At 51.8% G+C, this 22,337-nt stretch carries 26 protein-coding genes and 1 pseudogene; 11 read left to right on the top strand and 16 right to left on the bottom strand.

Going from position 1 to position 22,337, the window contains the following annotated elements; translation table 11 throughout:
* Window positions 1-50: 50 nt before the first annotated feature.
* Window positions 51-1,100 (bottom strand): bestrophin family protein, encoded by a 1,050-nt coding sequence (locus FGL10_RS07515; RefSeq protein WP_003710840.1) that lies wholly within the window; start codon window positions 1,098-1,100, stop codon window positions 51-53.
* 75 nt (window positions 1,101-1,175) lie between these two features.
* On the opposite strand from FGL10_RS07515, the gene ychF reads away from it, so the two are divergent.
* From ychF to FGL10_RS07490, 5 genes are all read left to right on the top strand, one after another.
* A complete protein-coding gene (ychF, locus tag FGL10_RS07510) occupies window positions 1,176-2,267 on the top strand; it encodes a redox-regulated ATPase YchF (RefSeq protein ID WP_003710843.1) in 1,092 nt (363 codons plus the stop codon).
* Between the two features lie 37 nt (window positions 2,268-2,304).
* Window positions 2,305-2,532 carry a hypothetical protein gene (locus FGL10_RS07505; protein WP_228372562.1) on the top strand — a complete coding sequence of 76 codons (228 nt, stop codon included), beginning with the start codon at window positions 2,305-2,307 and terminating at the stop codon, window positions 2,530-2,532.
* Entirely contained in the window at window positions 2,529-4,409 is a 1,881-nt protein-coding gene (locus FGL10_RS07500) for an acyltransferase family protein (RefSeq protein WP_138251444.1), read from the top strand. Before FGL10_RS07505 ends, FGL10_RS07500 begins: the two co-directional genes overlap by 4 nt.
* Before the next feature lie 62 nt (window positions 4,410-4,471).
* On the top strand, window positions 4,472-5,767 hold the full coding sequence (gene tyrS, locus FGL10_RS07495; protein WP_003710849.1) for a tyrosine--tRNA ligase: 1,296 nt from the start codon (window positions 4,472-4,474) through the stop codon (window positions 5,765-5,767).
* A 16-nt stretch (window positions 5,768-5,783) separates the two neighbouring features.
* Window positions 5,784-6,029 (top strand): hypothetical protein, encoded by a 246-nt coding sequence (locus FGL10_RS07490; protein WP_003710851.1) that lies wholly within the window; start codon window positions 5,784-5,786, stop codon window positions 6,027-6,029.
* 26 nt (window positions 6,030-6,055) lie between these two features.
* Here FGL10_RS07490 and FGL10_RS07485 read toward each other — a convergent pair whose 3' ends face one another.
* The 6 genes from FGL10_RS07485 to FGL10_RS07465 all read right to left on the bottom strand — a co-directional run bounded on the left by FGL10_RS07485 (window position 6,056) and on the right by FGL10_RS07465 (window position 10,772).
* Window positions 6,056-6,745 carry a M48 family metallopeptidase gene (locus tag FGL10_RS07485; RefSeq protein ID WP_003710853.1) on the bottom strand — a complete coding sequence of 230 codons (690 nt, stop codon included), beginning with the start codon at window positions 6,743-6,745 and terminating at the stop codon, window positions 6,056-6,058.
* Window positions 6,742-7,485, bottom strand: a complete 744-nt coding sequence (locus FGL10_RS07480; RefSeq protein ID WP_003710855.1) for a lysophospholipid acyltransferase family protein — start codon at window positions 7,483-7,485, stop codon at window positions 6,742-6,744. Before FGL10_RS07480 ends, FGL10_RS07485 begins: the two co-directional genes overlap by 4 nt.
* A gap of 30 nt (window positions 7,486-7,515) precedes the next feature.
* Window positions 7,516-8,079 (bottom strand): D-glycero-beta-D-manno-heptose 1,7-bisphosphate 7-phosphatase, encoded by a 564-nt coding sequence (gmhB, locus tag FGL10_RS07475; protein WP_003710857.1) that lies wholly within the window; start codon window positions 8,077-8,079, stop codon window positions 7,516-7,518.
* A 248-nt stretch (window positions 8,080-8,327) separates the two neighbouring features.
* Window positions 8,328-8,840 (bottom strand): glycosyltransferase, encoded by a 513-nt coding sequence (locus tag FGL10_RS12605; protein WP_230455351.1) that lies wholly within the window; start codon window positions 8,838-8,840, stop codon window positions 8,328-8,330.
* Window positions 8,809-9,378 (bottom strand): glycosyltransferase family 4 protein, encoded by a 570-nt coding sequence (locus FGL10_RS12600; protein ID WP_232043757.1) that lies wholly within the window; start codon window positions 9,376-9,378, stop codon window positions 8,809-8,811. Before FGL10_RS12600 ends, FGL10_RS12605 begins: the two co-directional genes overlap by 32 nt.
* Window positions 9,379-9,530: 152 nt before the next feature.
* A complete protein-coding gene (locus FGL10_RS07465) occupies window positions 9,531-10,772 on the bottom strand; it encodes an aromatic amino acid transporter (RefSeq protein ID WP_003710866.1) in 1,242 nt (413 codons plus the stop codon).
* 152 nt (window positions 10,773-10,924) lie between these two features.
* On the opposite strand from FGL10_RS07465, the gene ubiG reads away from it, so the two are divergent.
* The 6 genes from ubiG (at window position 10,925) to FGL10_RS07435 (ending at window position 16,111) form a co-directional block, all read left to right on the top strand.
* Window positions 10,925-11,653 (top strand): bifunctional 2-polyprenyl-6-hydroxyphenol methylase/3-demethylubiquinol 3-O-methyltransferase UbiG, encoded by a 729-nt coding sequence (ubiG, locus tag FGL10_RS07460; protein ID WP_003710869.1) that lies wholly within the window; start codon window positions 10,925-10,927, stop codon window positions 11,651-11,653.
* Between the two features lie 35 nt (window positions 11,654-11,688).
* Window positions 11,689-12,606, top strand: coding sequence for a homoserine kinase (gene thrB / locus FGL10_RS07455; RefSeq protein ID WP_036470286.1), 918 nt, complete (start codon window positions 11,689-11,691; stop codon window positions 12,604-12,606).
* A 244-nt stretch (window positions 12,607-12,850) separates the two neighbouring features.
* Window positions 12,851-14,392, top strand: a complete 1,542-nt coding sequence (locus FGL10_RS07450; protein ID WP_036470274.1) for an ABC transporter permease — start codon at window positions 12,851-12,853, stop codon at window positions 14,390-14,392.
* Between the two features lie 28 nt (window positions 14,393-14,420).
* Window positions 14,421-15,008 carry a beta-class carbonic anhydrase gene (locus tag FGL10_RS07445; RefSeq protein WP_003710879.1) on the top strand — a complete coding sequence of 196 codons (588 nt, stop codon included), beginning with the start codon at window positions 14,421-14,423 and terminating at the stop codon, window positions 15,006-15,008.
* Window positions 15,008-15,616 carry a nicotinate-nucleotide adenylyltransferase gene (nadD, locus tag FGL10_RS07440; protein WP_036470277.1) on the top strand — a complete coding sequence of 203 codons (609 nt, stop codon included), beginning with the start codon at window positions 15,008-15,010 and terminating at the stop codon, window positions 15,614-15,616. Before FGL10_RS07445 ends, nadD begins: the two co-directional genes overlap by 1 nt.
* 21 nt (window positions 15,617-15,637) lie before the next feature.
* Window positions 15,638-16,111, top strand: a complete 474-nt coding sequence (locus FGL10_RS07435; protein ID WP_003710883.1) for a hypothetical protein — start codon at window positions 15,638-15,640, stop codon at window positions 16,109-16,111.
* Here FGL10_RS07435 and FGL10_RS07430 read toward each other — a convergent pair.
* The 9 genes and pseudogenes from FGL10_RS07430 to FGL10_RS07390 all read right to left on the bottom strand — a co-directional run bounded on the left by FGL10_RS07430 (window position 16,112) and on the right by FGL10_RS07390 (window position 22,325).
* A pseudogene (locus tag FGL10_RS07430) lies at window positions 16,112-17,077 on the bottom strand (IS110 family RNA-guided transposase). It abuts the gene before it with no gap.
* A gap of 860 nt (window positions 17,078-17,937) precedes the next feature.
* Entirely contained in the window at window positions 17,938-18,993 is a 1,056-nt protein-coding gene (locus FGL10_RS07425) for a zonular occludens toxin domain-containing protein (RefSeq protein WP_036475113.1), read from the bottom strand.
* Window positions 18,994-18,995: 2 nt separating this feature from the next.
* On the bottom strand, window positions 18,996-19,283 hold the full coding sequence (locus FGL10_RS07420) for a DUF2523 domain-containing protein (protein ID WP_036475189.1): 288 nt from the start codon (window positions 19,281-19,283) through the stop codon (window positions 18,996-18,998).
* Between the two features lies 1 nt (window position 19,284).
* The gene (locus FGL10_RS07415; RefSeq protein WP_138251443.1) at window positions 19,285-20,835 is read right to left on the bottom strand and encodes an IgG-binding virulence factor TspB family protein; all 1,551 of its coding nucleotides are present in this window, start codon (window positions 20,833-20,835) and stop codon (window positions 19,285-19,287) included.
* Complete coding sequence (locus FGL10_RS07410) at window positions 20,768-21,076, bottom strand: DUF1132 family protein (RefSeq protein WP_003711561.1); 309 nt, start codon at window positions 21,074-21,076, stop codon at window positions 20,768-20,770. Before FGL10_RS07410 ends, FGL10_RS07415 begins: the two co-directional genes overlap by 68 nt.
* A gap of 128 nt (window positions 21,077-21,204) precedes the next feature.
* Window positions 21,205-21,480 (bottom strand): hypothetical protein, encoded by a 276-nt coding sequence (locus FGL10_RS07405; protein WP_003711560.1) that lies wholly within the window; start codon window positions 21,478-21,480, stop codon window positions 21,205-21,207.
* Between the two features lie 10 nt (window positions 21,481-21,490).
* A complete protein-coding gene (locus FGL10_RS07400; protein ID WP_003711558.1) occupies window positions 21,491-21,709 on the bottom strand; it encodes a major capsid protein in 219 nt (72 codons plus the stop codon).
* 83 nt (window positions 21,710-21,792) lie between these two features.
* Window positions 21,793-21,996, bottom strand: a complete 204-nt coding sequence (locus FGL10_RS07395; protein ID WP_003711556.1) for a hypothetical protein — start codon at window positions 21,994-21,996, stop codon at window positions 21,793-21,795.
* A 17-nt stretch (window positions 21,997-22,013) separates the two neighbouring features.
* Window positions 22,014-22,325 carry a hypothetical protein gene (locus FGL10_RS07390; protein WP_003711554.1) on the bottom strand — a complete coding sequence of 104 codons (312 nt, stop codon included), beginning with the start codon at window positions 22,323-22,325 and terminating at the stop codon, window positions 22,014-22,016.
* Window positions 22,326-22,337 lie beyond the last annotated feature (12 nt).

The following is a 22,337-nucleotide window of genomic DNA, read 5'->3' as shown; positions in this document are numbered from 1 at the left end:
TATATTCACGCTGAAAAAATGCCGTTTGAAGCTCTTCAGACGGTATTTTCTTATTGGACGATACAGGGCGACGGACGCGCGGTTTCGCTTGACGGCGGCAACGTCAGCCCCGACAGCGTACAAAGTTGCGTTTCGATGGTTTGGCAGATTTGTGTCAGCGACAAATCGTTTTCGTTTTTGCCGAAAGGCTCGCCGATTTCATCGACAATTTCGTTCAGACACATAAACGTATAGCCGACAAAAGTCGCCATAAACGGTGTCACCCAGCCGATGGCGTTGACCAGCCCGAAAGGCAGCAGGAAACAATAGCCGTGCACCGTACGGTGCATCAGCACAAAGTAGGCAAACGGAATCGGCGTATTGTTGATGCGCTCGCAGGCGGCTTGGATTTCCGACATTTTGGCAAACGTGTCTTCAAACGCGTGCCAGCAAATCGTATCGATTATGCCGTCTGAAAGCAGCGCGGCATTGTATTCGCCCAAAATCTGGCAGCAGGTCATGGCAGGGTAGTCGGACGCGAGCAGACGGTTTTTCCATTTCTCGGGCGCGGTGCGGCAGATGTCTTTCTGCGGACTTTCGCGGCGCAACTGGTGGCGCAGGCAGTGGGCAAATGTAATGCTCAAAGCCAGCATTTCCGTACGCACAGCATCGGGCACATTCGGCAGCGTCAGGATTTTTCGGCAAAACGAACGGCTCACGTGCAGCAGATTGCCCCACTGTTTTCGTCCTTCCCAAAAACGGTCATAGGCGGACGCATTACAAAAGCCGTGGAAAATCGCCAGCGCAATCCCCAACAGCGTAAACACCGACGTATTGAGCGGAATATGGTATTTCAACAAATGGCTCTGGTAATAGGCAACCACGGTCGAAAACACAAACAAAGCCAGCAGCGGCTTCCATAGTTTTGAAAAAAACGAACCCTGCAAAATATACAGAATCTGAAAGCGGCGGATGGGGCGGATAATCATATAGGGCTTCTTGCGGGAGGTTTCGGTTTGCGAAGTGAATGTGTAAACATTATAACGATATTCGACATAAAAAATCCCGACCGCCGCGATAGCCTGCCGACGGCAAACCCGAAACCGCGCTTCAGACGGCATACCGCGCAAACAGGTATTTTTAACGGCAGATATGCTATAATCCGCCGTTAAATTTCTCTATTTTCAGGAAAAAACATGAGTTTGAAATGCGGCATCGTCGGTTTGCCCAACGTCGGCAAATCCACCCTCTTTAACGCGTTGACCCAATCGGGTATCGAAGCGGCAAACTATCCTTTCTGTACCATCGAACCCAACGTCGGCATCGTCGAAGTCCCCGACCCGCGTATGGCGGAGCTGGCGAAAATCGTTAATCCGCAAAAAATGCAGCCCGCCATCGTCGAATTCGTCGATATCGCCGGTTTGGTCGCGGGCGCGAGCAAAGGCGAGGGCTTGGGCAACCAGTTCCTTGCCAACATCCGCGAAACCGACGCGATTGTGAATGTCGTGCGCTGCTTTGACGACGACAATATCGTCCACGTTGCAGGCCGCGTCGATCCGATTGCCGACATCGAAACCATCGGTACAGAGTTGGCCCTTGCCGACCTCGCCAGCGTCGAAAAAGCCATCGTCCGCGAAGAAAAACGCGCCCGTTCAGGCGACAAAGACGCGCAAAAGCTGGTCGATTTGTGCAAAAAACTGCTGCCGCATCTGGACGAAGGCAAACCCGTGCGTTCCTTCGGTTTGGACGCGGAAGAACGCGCGATGCTCAAACCGCTGTTCCTGCTGACCGCCAAACCGGCGATGTATGTGGGCAACGTCGCCGAAGACGGTTTTGAAAACAATCCGCACCTCGACCTCCTGAAAGAATTGGCGGCAAAAGAAAACGCCCCCGTCGTCGCCGTTTGCGCCGCAATGGAAAGCGAAATCGCCGAATTGGAAGACGACGAAAAAGCCGAGTTCCTCGCCGAAATGGGCTTGGAAGAACCGGGCCTGAACCGCCTGATCCGTGCCGGCTACGACCTTTTGGGGCTGCAAACCTACTTTACCGCCGGCGTGAAAGAAGTCCGCGCTTGGACGATACACAAAGGCGACACCGCCCCGCAAGCCGCCGGCGTGATTCATACGGATTTTGAACGCGGCTTCATCCGCGCCCAAGTGATTGCCTACGATGATTTTGTCTCGCTCGGCGGCGAAGCCAAAGCCAAAGAAGCCGGCAAAATGCGTGTGGAAGGCAAGGAATACGTCGTGCAGGATGGGGATGTGATGCACTTTTTGTTTAACGTGTAACCCAAATGCGGCAGGTTTTCAGACGGCTTTGCCGGAAATGCCGTCTGAAGCCGGTTTTGGTGGTTTTCGGCGTTTCCATACCGCCGGAATGCAGCCGCATCAAAATAAAATCCCGCCCGCATTTCCGATTTGCCCTCCCCGATTCCTGCAAAACAAACCGCCTGCCCCGCTGTTGCAAAAAGCCGTCCGGCATTCCGAATATCCCGTACAAAATGACCTTTCAGACGGCATTTGCGCCGCCGCGATGAAAGCAAAAACATTATGAGCCAAGCCTTACCCTATCGTCCGGACATCGACACATTGCGCGCCGCCGCCGTCTTGTCCGTCATCGTGTTCCATATCGAAAAAAATTGGCTGCCGGGTGGGTTTCTCGGTGTCGATATATTTTTCGTGATTTCAGGCTTTTTGATGACGATGATTCTTCACCGCGAAATGTCGGGGGGGGGGGGGAGGTTTTCCCTGAAGGCATTTTATATCCGCCGCATCAAGCGGATTCTGCCCGCATTTTTCGCCGTATTGGCGGCAACGCTGACAGGCGGCTTCTTTTTATTCACCAAAGATGATTTCTTTCTTTTATGGAAATCCGCGCTGACAGCCTTGGGTTTCGCCTCCAACCTGTATTTTGCAAGGGGGAAGGATTATTTCGATCCCGCGCAGGAAGAAAAGCCCTTGCTGCACATTTGGTCTTTGTCGGTCGAAGAACAATTTTACTTTGTCTTTCCGATATTGCTGCTGCTTGTCGCCCGCAAAAGCCTGCGCGTCCAAGCCGGCTTCCTCGCCGCACTGTGCGCGTTAAGCCTTGCCGCTTCCTTTATACCTTCCGCGCTCGATAAATATTACCTGCCCCACCTGCGCGCCTGCGAATTACTGATAGGATCGCTGACCGCCGTGTGGATGCGCTGCCGGCAACAGCGGCAACCTGCTATCGGCAGACGCTGTGCCGCCGCCGGCGCATTGTTCGCCGTGTGCATATTGTCAACCTGCCTGTTTTCCTATTCGGAACAAACCGCCTATTTCCCGGGGCCCGCCGCGTTGATTCCCTGTCTGGCTGTTGCCGCGCTGATTTATTTCAACCATTACGAACACCCGCTTAAAAAATTTTTCCAATCGAAAATCACCGTTGCCGCCGGTTTGATTTCCTACTCGCTTTATCTGTGGCATTGGCCGATATTGGCCTTTATGCGCTATATCGGCCCGGACAACCTGCCGCCTTATTCGCCGGCGGCGGCTGTCGTCCTGATATTGCTGCTTTCCCTGATTTCTTACCACTGCATCGAAAAGCCGTTTAAAAAATGGCAAGGTTCGTTCGCGCAATCCGTTTTATGGATTTATGCCTTGCCTATGCTCATTTTGGGCGCGGGCTCGTTTTTTGCGATGAGGCTGCCGTTTATGGCGCAATACGACCGCTTGGGGCTGACGCGTTCCAACACCTCCTGCCACAACAATACCGTCAGACAATGCCTATGGGGGGATACGGAAAAACAGCCGGAACTGCTGGTTTTGGGCGATTCCCACGCCGACCATTACAAAACATTCTTCGATGCCGTGGGCAAAAAAGAAAAATGGTCCGCCACAATGGTTTCCGCCGACGCTTGCGCCTATGTGGAAGGCTACGCGTCCCGAGTGTTCCAAAACTGGGCCGCCTGCCGCGCCGTTTACCGCTATGCCGAAGAACACCTGCCCCGGTATTCAAAAGTGGTTTTGGCGATGCGCTGGGGCAGCCAGATGCCCGAAAACAGCCGCTCCCTTGCCTACGATGCCGGTTTTTTCCAAAAATTCGACCGTATGCTGCACAAACTCTCATCCGAAAAACAAGCCGTTTACCTGATGGCGGACAACCTTGCCTCGTCTTACAACGTCCAGCGCGCCTATATCTTGTCTTCACGCATACCGGGCTACCGCCAAACCCTGCGCCCGGACGACGAAAGCACCCTGAAAGCCAATGCACGCATCAGGGAATTGGCAGCCAAATACCCCAACGTCTATATTATTGATGCCGCCGCCTATATCCCCGCAGATTTTCAAATCGGCGGATTGCCGGTTTACTCGGACAAAGACCACATCAACCCTTACGGCGGCACGGAATTGGCAAAGCGTTTTTCCGAAAAACAACGGTTTCTCGATACGCGCCATAACCATTGATTCGCTTAAATTTGTTACAATCGGCGGTTTGCAAAAACGCTAATTTTTTTTGAAAGAGACCGATGAGCGTCATCCAAGACCTGCAATCGCGCGGCCTTATCGCGCAAACTACCGACATCGAAGCCTTAGACGCTTTGTTAAACGAACAAAAAATCGCCCTTTACTGCGGTTTCGATCCGACCGCCGACAGCCTGCACATCGGACACCTGCTGCCCGTATTGGCATTGCGCCGCTTCCAACAGGCGGGGCATACGCCGATTGCTTTGGTGGGCGGCGCGACCGGTATGATCGGCGACCCCAGCTTCAAAGCCGCCGAACGCAGCTTGAATTCCGCCGAAACCGTTGCCGGCTGGGTGGAAAGCATCCGCAGCCAATTAACCCCTTTCTTGAGCTTTGAAGGCGGAAACGCCGCCATTATGGCGAACAACGCCGACTGGTTCGGCAAAATGAACTGTCTCGACTTCCTGCGCGACATCGGCAAGCATTTCTCCGTCAACGCCATGCTGAACAAAGAATCCGTCAAACAGCGCATCGACCGCGACGGCGCAGGCATTTCCTTCACCGAGTTCGCTTATTCCCTGCTGCAAGGTTACGACTTCGCCGAGTTGAACAAACGCCACGGCGCGGTTTTGGAAATCGGCGGCTCCGACCAATGGGGCAACATCACCGCCGGCATCGACCTGACCCGCCGCCTGCACCAAAAACAAGTGTTCGGACTGACCCTGCCTTTGGTTACCAAATCAGACGGCACCAAATTCGGCAAAACCGAAGGCGGCGCGGTGTGGTTGAACGCGAAAAAAACCTCGCCGTACCAGTTCTACCAATTCTGGCTGAAAGTGGCCGATGCCGATGTGTATAAATTCCTGAAATACTTTACCTTCCTGTCGGTTGAAGAAATCGATGCCGTCGAAGCCAAAGACAAGGCAAGCGGCAGCAAGCCCGAAGCGCAACGCATCCTCGCCGAAGAAATGACCCGCCTGATTCACGGCGAAGAAGCCCTTGCCGCCGCGCAACGCATTTCCGAAAGCCTGTTTGCCGAAGACCAAAGCCGGCTTACCGAAAGCGACTTCGAGCAACTTGCCCTCGACGGCCTGCCCGCATTTGAAGTTTCAGACGGCATCAATGTCGTTGAAGCCTTGGTCAAAACCGGCTTGGCATCCTCCAATAAAGAAGCGCGCGGCTTTGTCAACGCCAAAGCGGTTCTGCTCAACGGCAAACCTGCCGAAGCCAACAACCCCAACCACGCCGCCGAACGCCCCGATGACGCCTGCCTGCTGACCGAAGAACACAAACGTTTCGGCAAATATACTATCATCCGGCGCGGCAAACGCAACCACGCGCTTTTGGTCTGGAGATAATCCGGTTGCCGCAGAAATGCCGTCTGAAGCCTTCAGACGGCATTTTTATCAAATGCAAAACACCCTGCTTCGGACGATATGCCGTCATTCCCGCGAAGGCGGGAATCTAGACCTGTCGGTGCAGAAATTTATCGGTTTGACAGCGTTTCACTTCACCTTCCATCCCGAAAAACGCAAAAAATACCGTCTGAAAGCGGCGGCAGCGGTATGTGCCGCCGGCTGTGATGCTGCCTTCCGGATGTCCGTTTGGGCGGAAGCCTGAATTGGCGGATGTCTGCCCGGGCAGCGTCAGCCCAAGGCGAAAAGTTCCCTGCCGTGCGCTTTGAGCCACTGTTTCGCTTCGTCCGCGTAGGGGGCGAAGCGGCGGGTCAGCGCCCAGAATGCGCGGCTGTGGTCGGGGTGGGCGAGGTGGCAGAGTTCGTGTATGCAGACATAGTCGGCAACGTATTCCGGTGCGCCGACCAGCCGCCGGTTGAGGCGTATGCCTGTGGTTTTGCGGCACACGCCCCAGAAGGTTTTGGCGGAGGTCAGCGAGGCGGCGGCGGGGAATAGTTGCGTGGCGCGGGCGTGGCGTTCGAGGCGGGGAATCAGGTAACTGTGCGCCTGCCGTTCCAAAAAGTCCCGCAGCAGCGCAAGCTGTTTGTCGTGCGTGTCTTCGGGAACGCGGATTTCAGACGGCATCAGCAGGATTTGCGCGTCCTGATGGGCGGTGAGGGCAAGCTGCCTGCCGTGGAACCAGATATGTTCGGGCAGCCGGTTTGCCGTATTGTGCGGCGGTGTTTTCGCCAGTGTCCGCCGCAGGACGGCTTCGTTTTCGGACAGCCAGCGGTTGAGGGCGGCGGCGGACAGGTGCGGTGGGACGCTGATACTGACGGTATGTGTGCCGATAGGGCGGATAATCAGGTTTTTCTTGGCACGGCGTTTGACTTCTATGGTCAGTTCTATGCCGTCTGAAAGGGTGTGGATCAGGGAGGTCATACGGTTTCAGACGGCATTTTGGCGGCAAACGGGCCTGCGCCGGAAATGAGCGGCTGCTGCGTTTCGATGAGGCGTTCGCATTTTTCCATCAATTCGGCTTCGCTGCCGCTTGCGTGCGGGACGGGCGGACAGATGACGACGGTGATTTCGCCCGGATATTTCAGAAAGGAGTTTTTCGGCCAAAATTCGCCGCTGTTGAGGGCGACGGGGACGATGTCCATCTCAAACATTTTCGCCATACGCGCGCCGCCGAGCTTGTATTTGCCGCGCTTTCCGGGCGCAAGGCGCGTGCCTTCGGGGAAGATGGTGATCCAATAGCCTTCGTTTTTGCGCGCCAAGCCCTGCTTCATCAGCCGTTCGTTGGCCTCGCGGCGGTTGTTGCGGTCTATGCCTATGGTTTTGACCAATTTCAAGCCCCAGCCGAAAAAGGGGATTTTGAACAACTCACGTTTGGCGACGAACACCTGCGGCGGAAAAATCTCTTGGAGCGCGAGCGTTTCCCAGCCGCTTTGGTGTTTGGCGCAGATGACGGAGGGGCGGCCGGGGATGTTTTCCGCGCCGATGATGCGGTATTTGAGCCCGACGATGTGTTTGAGCGAGAGGTTGAGGATTTTGACCCAGACACGCGCCATCTTGTGCGCCCCGTCCCGGAAAGGCGAGGCAAGCAGCATAAAGGGGAACAAAAAAATCAGGCTGGAAGCGAGTATCAGCCAGTAAGCCAGATTGCGGATGATGAGCATGGTTTTGCCTTGTCGGGGCGGGCAGCGCGTTCAGACAGCGTCCGGCGCGGCGTTTTCCCGCATAATGTATTGCGAAAAATCAAGCAGGCTGTCGAAAACCTGTGTGTGTTCGGGCAATTCGTGTCCGTGTTGGGAGAGCGTTTTTTTGCCTTTCCCGGTCAGAACCAGCGCGGGTTTTCCGCCGACGGCATCGATTGCCTGCAAATCGCGCAGGCTGTCGCCGACCAGCCAGGTTTCCGAGGCTTGGGCGTTGAAGCGTCCGATGATGTCTTCGACCATACCCGGTTTGGGCTTGCGGCAGTTGCAGCCGTCGGCATCGGTGTGCGGGCAAAACCAGATGCCGTTGATTTCGCCGCCCGCCTGACGGACGAGGCGGTGCATTTTGGCGTGCATTTCGGTGAGGTCTTGAACGGTGAAATATTTGCGCCCGATGCCGGATTGGTTGGTGGCGACGGCGACGGTGCAGCCTGCCTGCGTCAGGAATGCCACCGCATCCATGCTGCCTTCGACAGGTATCCACTCGTCGGCGGATTTGACGAAGTCGTCTCGATCTTGGTTGATGACGCCGTCGCGGTCGAGAATAATGAGTTTCATCGCGTTTCCTTTGGGTTTGGGGCGTGTCGGGGGTGGCATTATACTGAAATATCGGCAGTAATGCGCCTGTGCCGCGCGATAACGCGCCTGTGCCGGCAACCGCTTGCAATGCGCGGGTACGGCGTTGCGGGGGCGGTTGCCGATGTTTTCCTGCCTGTTCCTGCAACGGCGGATTTGCCGCCGGACGTATTTTCCGCTGCAAAAGTCTCGGCGCGGAAGTTGCGCGGCAATGCCGTTTGGGGACGCGGTCAGGCGGCAAGCATTTCAAGAATCAGCCCGATGTGTTTGTCTAAAGCCGGGTTGTAGTTCAGTGCCCGCATCGGGTCGGACAGGCGGTGTCCGCCCTGTTTTTTAAGGCTGACGGCTTGGGCAACGGCTTGCGCCAGGGTTTCCGGGTTTTGGCGTGAGAAAAAGAAGCCGGCTTCTTCGTTCATGACTTCTGTGCACGCCATATTGTCGGAGAGGACGACGCGTGTGCCGCATAGGACGGATTCGACGCCGACCAGCCCGAAGGGTTCGTACAGGGAAGCCATAATGGTAAAGTCGGCGGCGCGGTAGAGTTCGGGCATATCGGTGCAGAAGCCCAGTCCGACGACGTTTTTCATAGTGCGGGGAAGCGGTGAACCGGCAACGGCGAGCTTGACGGGCAGACCGGTGTGTTCGAAAAAGTCGGCGAGCAGTTCCAAGCCTTTGCGCGTGTGGCCGGTCGATGGGAATAGGAAAACGGTTTCATGGTCGGCAAAACCGTATTTGGCGCGCAGGGCGGCAGTTTCTCCGGATTGGGGGAAGAAGCGTTCCGTATCTGCGGGGGGGGGCGACTTGGATTTTTTCGGGGGAAACGCCGTACAGTCCGACCAGTTCGCGCCGCATCATATGGGAATGCGCCATAATCAGTTTGGCGGTGGCGTAGTTGCTGCGGTTGCGGCGTATGGCGAGGCGGTCGAGCAGGTTCGGTTTTTGCGCCATATGGTGCAGGTAGCCCAAGTGCGTGCCGCCGCAGATGAAGAGGTCGGCGTAATCGGCGTGGTGGCAGGCAACCAGTTTGGCGGCACTGTTTTTTCTGGTTTGAGCGAGCCGGCTTGAAAAGAGGAACGAGCGCAGTTTTTTCAGCGTCCGGCGTTGATCGACAAGATGGGGTTCGATTAGGGCGTATTCGGGAATGCTGTGATCAAATTTCGTCGCATAAACGGCCGGTGTGATGTTTTGCCTGTTCAGACCGTTTACCAAATCCAATGTGTAGCGTTCCGTGCCGCCGCCGTGTTTGAAGTTGTTGGTTGCAATGTCTATTTTGAGCTTCATCATTGTTCCTTTATGGTTGCGTCCCGCGCCTGACGGGGCGGGATTTGTGCGTGAGGGGGTAGGGTAATGCGCTGTGTGCCGGAACACGGTTGCCGTTTGTTGCGGCAATGCCGTCTGAAGCCGCCGGCGGGCTTCAGACGGCATTTTGCCTTTTATCCTTTAAATACGGGGACGAGTTCCATTTGGCTCAATACCTGTGCGGCGATGTTGGCGATGCCGAAAAGGAAGACCCAAACCATCAGCCACAAGCCGCCGTAAACTTTATAGGTTTTGCCCGCGCCGAATTTTTGGCGCGAACGGTAGAGCAGCATAGCGGGGATGATGCCTGTCCAGACGGTTGCCGCCAGGCCGACGTAGCCGATGGCGGTAACGAAGCCGGTGGGGAAGAGCAGGCAGGAAATCAGGGGCGGCAGGAAGGTCAGCGCGGCGGTTTTGGTGCGGCCGGAGATGCTGTCGTTCCATTTGAAGATGTCGGCGATGTAGTCGAAGAGTCCGAGCGTTACGCCTAAAAACGAGGTGGCGATCGCCATATAGGAAAACAGGGACAATATTTTATCCATATTGCCGGTTTGGGCGAATTTGGACAGAGTTTCAATCAGGACGGAGACTTGCCCTTCGGCGGCGATGACGGGGGCGAACTCGTTGCGCGGCAGGTTGCCTTGGATGGCGGTTTGCCAGAGGACGTAAATCACGAGCGCGACCAATGTGCCCGTCCAGATGGATTTAGCCACTTTGGGCGCGTCGCCTTTAAAGTATTTGAGCAGGCTGGAGACGTTGCCGTGGAAGCCGAAGGAGGCGAGGCAGACGGGCAGGGCGGTGGCGGCGTAAATCCAGTAGTTTGTGCCGGCCGGTGCTTGGGTGTCGAACAGGACGGACGGTTTGGCATCGGCAATCAGCCCGCCGGTTGCCCAAATAAAGGTCAATACCATACCGCCGATAAGGATGCCGGTGAAGCGGTCGACCAAGCGTGCGGATGCCCACACGCAAAAGGCGAGGATGCCGAAGAAGACGAGTTGTCCGACGGTGAGCGAAACATTGCCGCCCAAGGCGTTGCCTAAGCCTTTGGCGGTCAAATCGCCGCCGACGAAGATGTAGGCGTAGGTGAGCAGGTATAGGACGAAGGCGACGGCGATGCCGTTGATGATGTTCCAGCCGCGTCCGAGCAGGTCTTTGACCATCGTGTCGAAACTTGCGCCGTGGGGGTAGTGGGTGTTGACTTCCAAAATCATCAGGCCGCTGGATAGCATAGAAAACCAGGTGTAGAGCAGCACAATCAGCGAGCCGGCAAACCATACGCCGGAGGTGGCGGTCGGGTTGGCGAGCATACCGGCGCCGATGACCGTACCGGCGATAATCATCGCGCCGCCGAACAGGGAAGGGGTTTTGTTGGGCATATTTTGTCTTTCTGCCAAAAAAAGCGTGCCGCCATTATGCCGTAAAGTGTAAGGGTTTGTAAGGTATTTGCGCCGCGCCGCCCGAAAAGGCTTTCAGACGGCATCGCGTTCCATAGTATAATCTTGGGTTTTTGAGTGGGGCGGTTCGTCAGATGGGAGGGAAAATGTCCGACAAAGAATATAATGTCGATGAGGGGGAAATCGCCAAATTCAGCCGGATTGCCGACAAATGGTGGGACAAATCGGGCGAGTTCAAAACCTTGCACGACATCAATCCGCTGCGGCTGGATTATATCGACGGACACGCGGATTTGCGCGGCAAACGGGTTTTGGACGTGGGCTGTGGCGGCGGGATTTTGGCGGAAAGTATGGCGCGGCGCGGCGCGGCGTTTGTCAAAGGCATCGATATGGCGGAGCAGTCTCTGGAAACCGCCCGCCTGCACGCGGCTTTGAACAATGTCGCCGATATCGAATACGAATGTATCCGCGTGGAAGACCTTGCCGGGGCGGAACCGCATTCTTTTGATGCGGTAACGTGCATGGAAATGATGGAACACGTCCCCGATCCCGCCGCCATCGTGTGTGCTTGCGCCAAGCTGGTCAAACCGGACGGTATGGTGTTTTTTTCCACCATCAATAAAAACCCGAAATCGTACCTGCATCTGATTGTGGCGGCGGAATATCTGTTGAAGTTTGTCCCCAAAGGCACGCACGACTGGAAAAAATTTATCGCGCCTGCCGATTTGGCGCGGATGTGCCGTCAGGCGGGTTTGGACGTGGTGGAAACCAAGGGTATGACTTACCACGTGTTGTCGCAAACTTATGCCCTGTGCGATTCGACCGATGTGAATTATATGTTTGCCTGCCGTCCGGCGTTCTGACGGCGGGTTTGATTGTTTTGAACGGGTGAATGGATATGTCTGTTTATACCAGTGTTTCCGATGATGAAATGCGCGGCTTTTTGGATGATTACGATTTGGGAGAATTTGTTTCCCTGCAGGGCATCGCGCAGGGGATTACCAACAGCAATTATTTTCTGACGACGACTTCGGGACGTTATGTGCTGACCGTGTTTGAAGTGTTGAAACAGGAAGAGCTGCCGTTTTTTCTGGAGCTTAACCGGCATTTGAGTATGAAGGGCGTGGCGGTTGCCGCGCCGGTTGCGCGCAAAGACGGCCGGCTTGATTCCGTTTTGGCGGGCAAGCCGGCTTGTTTGGTTGCCTGCCTGAAAGGTTCGGATACCGCGCTGCCGACGGCGGAGCAGTGTTTCCATACCGGCGCGATGTTGGCAAAAATGCACCTTGCCGCCGCCGATTTCCCTTTGGAAATGGAAAACCCGCGTTACGATGCGTGGTGGACGGAGGCGTGCGCCCGGCTGCTGCCCGTGCTGCCGCAAGACGATGCCGCGCTGCTGTGTTCCGAAATCAATGCACTGAAGGACAATCTCGGCAACCATCTGCCTTCGGGCATCATCCACGCCGATTTGTTTAAAGATAATGTGTTGCTTGACGGCGGTCAGGTATCGGGCTTCATCGATTTTTATTATGCCTGCCGGGGCAATTTTATGTATGACTTGGCGATTGCGGTCAACGATTGGGCAAGGACGGCGGACAATAAGTTGGATGAGGCGTTGAAAAAGGCGTTTATCGGCGGTTATGAGGGCGTGCGCCCCTTGAGTGCCGAAGAAAAGGCGTATTTCCCGACCGCCCAACGTGCCGGCTGCATCCGTTTTTGGGTGTCGCGCCTGTTGGATTTTCATTTTCCGCAGGAGGGCGAGATGACGTTTATCAAAGACCCGAACGCGTTTCGCAACCTGCTGTTGAGTTTGGATTGAGTGCGTCCGGCGTTTGACAGAAATGCCGTCTGAAAGGGTTTCAGACGGCATTTTGTTTCGGGTTTGAATATGTTTTCCGGTTCGGCGTACCGGTTTCGGCTGCTTTGTTACGCACCCGCGCCGGTGTTTGACTCTGAATTCCGGCGGTTGGCGGCGGTTTGACTGCGGACGGATAAAATTGTGCAGTCATTTTTGATCGGCTTTGGGTACAATCCAGCCATTATGTTTTGAAATGGGAAAACGGATGGATATGCGGCGTTGGGCGGTTGTCGGATTGGTTACGCTGCCGCCCCTGTTTTTTTTGACCGCGATGGTGCTTGCGCCTTTGTGGGCGATGGCGGCATATGACGGTTTGGCGTGGGGCACGGTGCTGTCGGATGCTTATATGCTCAAACGTTTGGCGTGGACGGTATTTCAGGCGGCGGCAACCTGTGTGCTGGTGCTGCCTTTGGGCGTGCCGGTGGCGTGGGTGCTGGCGCGGCTGGCGTTCCCGGGGCGGACTTTCGTGCTGCGCCTGCTGATGCTGCCGTTTGTGATGCCCACGTTGGTGGCGGGCGTGGGCGTGCTGGCTCTGTTCGGGGCGGACGGCCTGTTGTGGCGCGGCTGGCAGGATACGCCGTATCTGTTGTTGTACGGCAATGTGTTTTTTAACCTTCCTGTGTTGGTTAGGGCGGCATATCAGGGGTTTGTTCAAGTGCCTGCGGCACGGCTTCAGACGGCACGGACATTGGGCGCGGGGGCGTGGCGGCGGTTTTGGGACATTGAAATGCCCGTTTTGCGCCCGTGGCTTGCCGGCGGCGTGTGCCTTGTCTTCCTGTATTGTTTTTCCGGGTTCGGGCTGGCATTGCTGTTGGGCGGCAGCCGTTATGCCACGGTCGAAGTGGAAATTTACCAGTTGGTTATGTTCGAACTCGATATGGCGGGGGCTTCGGCACTGGTGTGGCTGGTGTTGGGGGTAACGGCGGCGGCAGGGTTGCTGTATGCGTGGTTCGGCAGGCGCGCGGTTTCGGATAAGGCGGTTGCCCCCGTGATGCCGTCGCCGCCGCAATCGGTCGGGGAATATGTGCTGCTGGCATTTTCGGCGGCGGTGTTGTCCGTGTGCTGCCTGTTTCCTTTGTCGGCAATTGTGGTGAAAGCGTGGTCGGCCGGCGAATCGTGGCGTGTGTTAATGGAAAGTGAAACGTGGCAGGCGGTGTGGAATACTTTGCGCTTCTCGGCGGCGGCGGTGTTTGCGGCGGCGGTTTTGGGTGTGGTGTATGCGGCGGCGGCGCGGCGGTCGGCGTGGATGCGCGGGCTGGTGTTTTTGCCGTTTATGGTGTCGCCGGTTTGTGTTTCGGCGGGCGTGCTGCTGCTTTATCCGGGGTGGACGGCTTCGTTGCCGTTGCTGCTGGCGATGTATGCGCTGCTGGCGTATCCGTTTGTGGCAAAAGATGTTTTATCGGCCTGGGACGCACTGCCGCCGGATTACGGCAGGGCGGCGGCAGGTTTGGGCGCAAACGGCTTTCAGACGGCATACCGCATCACGTTCCCCCTTTTGAAACTGGCGTTGCGGCGCGGTCTGACCTTGGCGGCGGCAACCTGCGTGGGCGAATTTGCGGCGACATTGTTCCTGTCGCGTCCGGAATGGCAGACGTTGACGACTTTGATTTATGCCTATTTGGGACGCGCGGGTGCGGACAATTACGCGCGGGCGATGGTGCTGACATTGCTGTTGGCGGCGTTCGCGCTGGGTATTTTCCTGCTGTTGGACGGCGGCGAAGGCGGAAAACGGACGGAAACGTTATAATGCGAACCCTTTTTCAGAGGACGGCAAAATGAGCGAGTTGGATAACATCCTTGCCCACAACCGGCAGTTTGTCGAATCGGGCGAATATGAAAAATACTTTACCGACAAATACCCCGAACGCGGGCTGGCAGTTTTGTCCTGTATGGATGCGCGGATTATCGAGCTGCTGCCCAATGCTTTGGGGTTGAGGAACGGCGATGCCAAGCTGATTAAAAATGCCGGCGCGCTGGTTACGCACCCGTGGGGTTCGGTGATGAGGAGCCTGTTGGTCGCCGTGTTTGAACTGAAGGTCAGAGAGATTATGGTCATCGCCCATCACGATTGCGGGATGCAGGGGCTGAATGCCGAAGAATTCCTCGGGCGCGTCCGGGAAAGCCGGATTCCCGAAGACCGCATCGAAACCCTGCGTTATGCCGGCATCGACCTCGACGGCTGGCTGACCGGTTTCGACAACGTCGAAGACAGCGTGCGCCACACGGTCGAACTCATCCGCCACCATCCGCTGATGCCGCGCCATATCGCCGTTCACGGGCTGATTATCCATCCCGTTACCGGCAAACTGACCACGGTGGTGCGGGACGGCGTTTCAGACGGCATTTCAAGGGAGGCAGTATGATGGAGAAAATCGGACTCTTCGGCGGCACTTTCGACCCGATACACAACGGACACCTCCATATCGCCCGCGCCTTTGCCGACGAAATCGGCTTGGACACGGTTGTTTTCCTGCCGGCAGGCGGCCCGTACCACAAAGATGCCGCCTCCGCTTCCGCAGCCGACCGCCTTGCCATGGTCGAACTGGCGACGGCAGAAGACGCGCGTTTTGCCGTCAGCGACTGCGACATCGTCCGAGAAGGTGCAACCTACACCTTCGACACCGTCCAAATTTTCCGTCAGCAGTTCCCCTCGGCGCAACTCTGGTGGCTGATGGGCAGCGACAGCCTGATGAAGCTGCATACTTGGAAAAAATGGCAGATGCTCGTGCGCGAAACCAATATCGCCGTCGCCATGCGGCAGGGCGGCAGCCTCAAACACGCCCCGCACCAGCTGCACGCATGGCTGGGCAATGCGCTTCAGGACGGCAGCGTCCGCATCTTGTCCGCCCCGATGCATAATGTGTCGTCAACGGAAATCCGCCGCAACCTTGCCGGCCAAGGCGTTTCAGACGGCATACCGCCTGCCGCCGCCCGTTATATCCGAGAACACCGGCTATACGAAAAATTATGATAAATAATACTCACTAGAAATATGAACAGCAAAACTAAACTTCGAGTTAATAAAATAATCGAACTGAAGCATCATATTGAGAATTGGGAAACTCAAACAAGCGAAGAGATCGAAAAGCTTCTTGTTGATTTTGAGAAACAGCCTAGGCAAGAAATGTCTTCTTATTATACGGAGCTTTTTAGAGATGTTCAATTTGCGGGTGTTTTGGTGCAAATAGCAAATAAGTATGCGGAAAACAGTAAAATCAATCGCTGTATAGTATCTGCTCTTGGGATGATGATGTGGAGGTATAAGCTTCCTGAGAGTGAGGAAATATATCGCCTTATGTTAGCGAATATTCAAAGAAAGATGTTTCTTTATTATTCAAACAAAATAAATTGTAAATTTATTATCTTGTTGTTTTTATTGGCTATTCAGTTTTACATTTTTTCGGAATACAAAAATCCAAGCGGATTTTTTACAATCCGCTTTTGCTGTTTTTATCAGTTCGGTTAGCTAAGCCGTCTGATAACGTGTTTTATCGAAGTCGGTTTCTGTTTTATAAAGATTAAATGCAACGACTAAAATTTTTCTCATCAATGCGCCGATGATCAGCATTTTGGGCTTTTTGGCTTTTTTCAGCCTGTTTGTGAATGCTGGAAAGTAGTTGTTTTTGAATGCGACTAATGCGGCCATGAACAGGGATCCGCGTATTCTTCGGTTTCCGTATTTGGTCATTTTGCTTTTTTTGTTGACGCTTGTCCCTGATATGTTTTGATGCGGATTTAATCCGGCATAGGCTGTAAACTGCTTTGCGTTTTCGAATGTGCTGTTAATAAGGTAGCTCATTAGCGATATGGCTGTTGTTTTGCCTACTGACGGTATTGTCTCTAACCGTTTTGTCAGCTCTTTCATTTTTTTGTCTGATTTGATTGTTTGGTCGATTTTCTTTTTTACTGCATTTAGATGGTTTTCAAGTTCTTTTAGCTGTTTTTCATGTATTTTCTGTACAAATGAATCTTTTGCTGCTTTGATTCTATTTTTTTGCGATGTCTGTTGTTCTAAAAGTTGGCTTTGAAGTGATAGCAGTCTTTTCAAGCTGTATTGCTATTCAGTCGGTTTTTCTCTCTTTGGCAGCTCTTCTATTAATGCTGTTTGGCAAAACTCTGCGATTAGTTTTGCGTCTTGTTTGTCGTTTTTGACTCTGCTGAATCGCTTTTGTGCATAGGCTTTGATTTTTAGCGGGTTTATTACTGATACGTGGTATTCTTCGGCCAAGCAGTCTGCGGCCTGTTCGTAGTAGTTTCCTGTTGCTTCCATGCATACGTATATGTCTTTTTCTCTTTTTGCCGATATCCATTCTTTCAGGTTTTTGCAGCCTTGTTCATCGTTGCTGAATTTTCTGTAATCGGTTTCGCCGTTGATTATGGTAACGACATCAAATGTTTTTGCGGATATGTCTAATCCTACTGCGTTTCTCATGTTAATTTTCCTTACGATTCAGGCTTTAATGCCTTTGATGTTTCTCAATTTCAAACATAAGAAAACCGCCGTCCTTATCTTTCTTTCAATCTTGCGATTAGGAAGTAATCAGGTTCGGCGGCTTTGTCGTCGGTTAGCTATTCCGAGACGTTTGAAGTATATCAGAATCGTATGAATTAATTTTTTGTATTTGCTGGTTTATTTAAAAATTGCTGTTGCGACCCGCTGCATTGTGTTTTTTTACTGCTTTCAGTCCGGTTTTCGCAGGCATGGGGTTTGTGTGCGATTGGAGAACAACCGATAAAAAGGTGCAAGGGGGTATTCATAAAGATTTGGAAAAAAGCACTCCAAATCTTTACAAAACTTCCCCCTTGCACCTTTTTATCGGCCGTTCTCTGTCAAACGCCCCCCCATACCTCAGCGAAAACCGGACTGAAAGCAGTAAAAAAAAACAATTCCGCTAGATATTTTCCCCCGCCCTAGCTCCTCCGTCCTGAAGGGCTGGGAAAGGTTTCTGAAACTCAAACAGGCGCGGCAAGCGCGGAAAGGTAGATTGATATGACTTAGATTTGATGATATGACAATTTGTAGAGCGGTGGGGATAAGCAAAATCCCCGAGCGCGAACTAGGGGATTTTTGCATTCCTGCCAAGTTTTAAACTTTACAGGAAATTTTAAAATGCGAATTACCGTTAGCCTCGGAAAACTGCATTTGACTGTATCGGTAGATACGCGGTTTATTCTATCCGTGTTCATGCTGTTTAGTCAATAACCCACGATTAGAAGGCCGCCATGCAGCGGCCTTTCTTAATTCGCTGCGCCGACAACCGCGCCGCTTTGCGGCTCGAACTTCGCGCCCGCTTAGGACGTTGTAGGGGCTTTTTGCGCGTTGTTTGCGCTGTTGTCCTGTTCTTTGTATGGATTAAAGGGTAGGCCGTTTCTTGCGTACTGTTTGCACATTTCTTTTGTTACTTCTTCCAGCGGTGTTGCTTGATCGCTGTAGCAGGTGCAGCCGGTTTTTCCGCCTTCGATACATGCGGCGATACGCTCATAGGTTTTGACTTGGCGGACGTTGTTGTAAATCGGTTTGGATTCGGGTTTTTCGGCCAACGTCGGGATAAAATCGTCTGCTTTCAAATCCTGATTGATTTTTTGTGATTGTACTGCTGTATTTAAATCTGCTTCTTTATTTATCGGCTCTGATGCTGAAACTTGTGATGTTGTTTCAAACTGTTCTGGATTTATGGCTTTTTGTGATATTCCATAAACTGTATAGATTTTCCAGCCGATAAATCCGATTATCAGAATTAAAGCCCAAACGGCCAACGGTACTTTTTTCTTAAATTTGATGTGCTGGCTTGATGATTTGTAGTATTTAAATGCTTCTTTGGGCGGTGTGAAATTCTTCGATTCTGTATTTGAAACAGCTGCGGGATTTTCTAAGCTGGTTACGCATTTGTACCACGAATATTGTTTTGTTCCTAATGCTTTTCTTTCTAAATGGATGTGCTTGGATATCAGGTTTCTAACGAAGATATCAAGCTGCTGCGGGTGTTGTGTCATCATGATAACCGTATGGCCGTGATGTCTTAATTCTGTTAATTCTTGAATATAAGGCGGTACGGCTCGGCCTGATGATCTTACCGGATAGGTATAGTGTGCTTCGTCTACTATCAGAACCGCGCCATCAGGGATGATGTCTCTTAGCGGCGCGGACATGATTTGTTCTTCTGTTAGTTCGTGTGCGTTGAACTTTTTTGCGTCTAGTCCGTCGATATGGCAAAAATATAAGGGCCTATCTACTTCTGTTCCGTCTTCGAGTTTCATTTTAAACAATCCGTCTTCGTTGTTTAAAATCATTGAAACTGCTTTTGATGTTTTGCCGGTTCCCATGTTGCCGGTAATCAGATAAATCATTTTTATCCTTTCGGTAATACTGTTGTCAGTTTGTTCAATGCTTTCATGCTTACCCAAAAAGAGAACGCACCGAAAAGATAGTTAAAACCTGTTCCGAATCCGCCTATCAGTAGAAGGTTATAAATGTCTTCAGGCATGGAGTTTGCCGCATTTAAAAAGTATTCTTTGAATTTATTCAATGCGACAATATAGCCGGCGAATGATACAAACGTTAGTCCTGTTGCAATGATGATCTTTACTATCAGCATTCTTAACAGAAATGCGATTAATGGAATTAGAGCAGCCGGCATTTTATTCCTTTCTCAATGATCCGAATGTGATAAACGCGGACATGATGATAAAACCGAGGATAACGGCAAATCTGACGTTTTCCATTAATATACACAATGGCTGATAACTGACGTTAAACGCTTTTCCGAAAACGTGGAATGTTTTGTCTTTCGGACAAACTCCGCTTGACGAAAACATGTTATCGGGCGACCACGTTTCTTCATTTACGGCTTTGGGTATGGCTATGCCTTCAAAATCGTTTTCTGAAGGTTCGCCCATATCTGCACAGGCTAAGATTGTAGGAAAGAGATCACAGAGCAATCCGCCGTTTCCGTCTGGTTTCTTTTCTTCTCGCCGATCTTTCGGGCTTTCGTTCGGGCTTGGTGTTTCGCCCGGTGTGGGCGTGGGTTTGGGATTGTCTTGATCTGCTTCGCGCGGGTTTTCTTTTTGCTTTGGATTGGTTTCGGGCGTAGGCGCTGGATTCGGCTTGATTTCGGGTGCTTCTGCGCTTCCGGGTGTGAGATCGGGACGCTGTATCTCTTCTACCGATGCCGTTGTGTTGCCTTGTGCGTCTTGGCCGAATGTGATTTTTATCTGCTTGGGCTTTCCGTCTTCGCCTGTTACGGGGCCGAGCATTACGATTTTGCCGTTTTCGATTTTGACATCTTCCTTGTAGCCCGGAAAGCCTGTTGCTTTGATAAATCTGTCGGGATTGGCATCGACTTTTAAGGATAAAATCTCTTCCAGCTTTTTGGCATCCATTTCTTCTTTGTATTTTGGATCTCTTGAAAGTGAAAAATTGATAAAACCTCTATAATCATCTCCTTTATGAACTGAACAACCTCCGCCGTTCCAGCCGAATTCACAAGGTCCGAAATTGTAATTTTTGTAACTAACCATATCAGGACGATTTCTTAACTTTTCCCAATACTTTCTGCCGAGAATTTCCATTCTGGCTTCCATCAGTTCTTTAACTTCTGGGAATCTGCTGTAATCTGACATAAGGCGCATAGTCGAACTGTCGACGCCATAGCAGGAATCATTTACCAACTTTTCATGGGGGTAATCTCCCACCCTGTACCAAATGCAATTACTATATTCGTAGCCTTTTACAAATTTATCGGTTTTGGGATCGTATTGATAGCCTTGTTCCTGAATGTCTTCTTTAAATGTTTCGTAAATGTCGTGAGCTAAAAGGGCAGTGCCGACATAGGGAACTGCCCTCGTGCTGAATTTCGCGCCTAAGCGGGCGAGTTTGCCGACCCCTGCCAAGACTCCGGCGCGGGAGACGGTACTTTCTATTGTTGCGGGGAGAGTGGAGGCGGAGCGGAGTCCGGTGGGAGTGTGTTCGATGATGGCCGGTTCTATTCTTCTAAAACCAAAGAAGTCGCCGCCACTGCTTCTAGAAAATCTATCGACAACATCTTTATTTGCATCCCAAATTACATTAACTGAAGAATTAGGAATTTTAACAACTTTCAAATTTTCATTTGATGAAAAAGCATTAATCGGGAAATAAGCTAGAGCAATCAACGCTATCAGATGCACATTGGAAATAGTATTTTTCTTCATCTTTTTCCTTAACTCGTTTTATTAAAATTGTAGAGCCATCTGGAAAAGAAAATTCCCAAATATCATTATAAATTTTTCTATTCCAAAAATGTGAAAAACATTCAATGACACTTACAGCAGATTTTGAAACTTTTCCAAACTCAATAAATTCATTTCTCGCAATTAAAGACATCGGCTTATTAAAATATTTAGATGCAGCCTGATACTTATAAAGAGCCAATTGCGCTTCAGTGATAAACATGATTCCAACTTCCTTTTTTGTTGTTCGGAAGTAGGATTATCTGCCTAACCGTTTTGAATATCAATCCTTGAACAGGATGGCGGCGATGATGATCGGAACGGAAAGACCGACATAAAAATAAAAATCCATCATCTCAAGAGCCTTTTAATCACGATTACGAAATAGACGGATGCCGCGATTCCGAAAATCAGCCAGCCTATATACATGCCGTCTTTCAGGTTTTCGGACGGGTCGCATTCAGGTAAATCGGCCTTGATGATTTGGCCGTCTATTTTCCAATCTTTGCCGTTGTATTCGGGTTTTATGATTTTCCCGTCTTCAGTTATTTTAGGTACTACCAAGCTGAAATAGACGTTTTCGGCCTGATGCTGCTCTAAACACTGATTTCCAACTTGGTAGTACATTTTGCCGACCTTATCGCATTACACGTTTTACAATCGCGATCACAAACAGTGCCGCGAATACGCCGATAACGAGCCAACCGGCTTCCAGACCGTCATTTTTTGCGCCTTCTAATGCTTGTTTTGCAGGTTCGGGCAATGCTGCATAGGTATTTGCTGCCAGTGCGAACGGAGCAGCTGCGAAAGCGGCGATTTTCGCGCCGTATTTTTTCAGGTTATTCATGAATTTCATGATTTTTTCCTTAGTCGGTTAAAAAAATGGTTTTGCGGGCTTTGTGAAGGTTTTACAGACCGCCCGCCGAGCCTGTTAACTTTTTATTCTTCTCTGATGTATAAGCTGAAAATCTGAAAATGTCCGCCAATCTCTTCTAATCCGGCATTGAATGCGTCTTCATAGTTTTCATACTGTCCGGCTTCTTTCAGATTTTGGGTAAATCCAATATCGCCTAACTGATTGGGGAAGATGAATTCATAGTTTTCCAGTTCCTGAACAATAAATTTTTGCTGATAGCTGCTCATATTCCGGACTTTCTGCCTTAGGCTTTGGTCGCCGCGCCTTTCACTTCAAAATCAAGCAGCTTGGGTACTAAGCCTTTGCCGGTAGATTCCATTGCGACGGTTACATTTACGGAACAGGGGAATTTGAGGTTTTTCAGCCGATCGAAATTGTGGCTTTCGCCAAACTTCATGCTGGCGGCGGTAAAACCTACGCTGTTGCCGTTTGCGGGCATAGGGGTTGCTACCAGTACGGTACAGGTATCGATTTTGTTGCCGTCAATCTCACCTTTAAACTGTTTTGCGCCCAAGAGTGTGGCGGGATAGTTGATTACTTGTAATTGATCAAACATGGGTATTTCCTT

The organism is Neisseria lactamica (assembly GCF_901482445.1).
GTDB classification, from domain to species: Bacteria; Pseudomonadota; Gammaproteobacteria; order Burkholderiales; family Neisseriaceae; genus Neisseria; species Neisseria lactamica.
The sequence above is the reverse complement of the archived record's forward strand: the minus strand, read 5'-3'. Positions and strand labels throughout refer to the sequence as shown.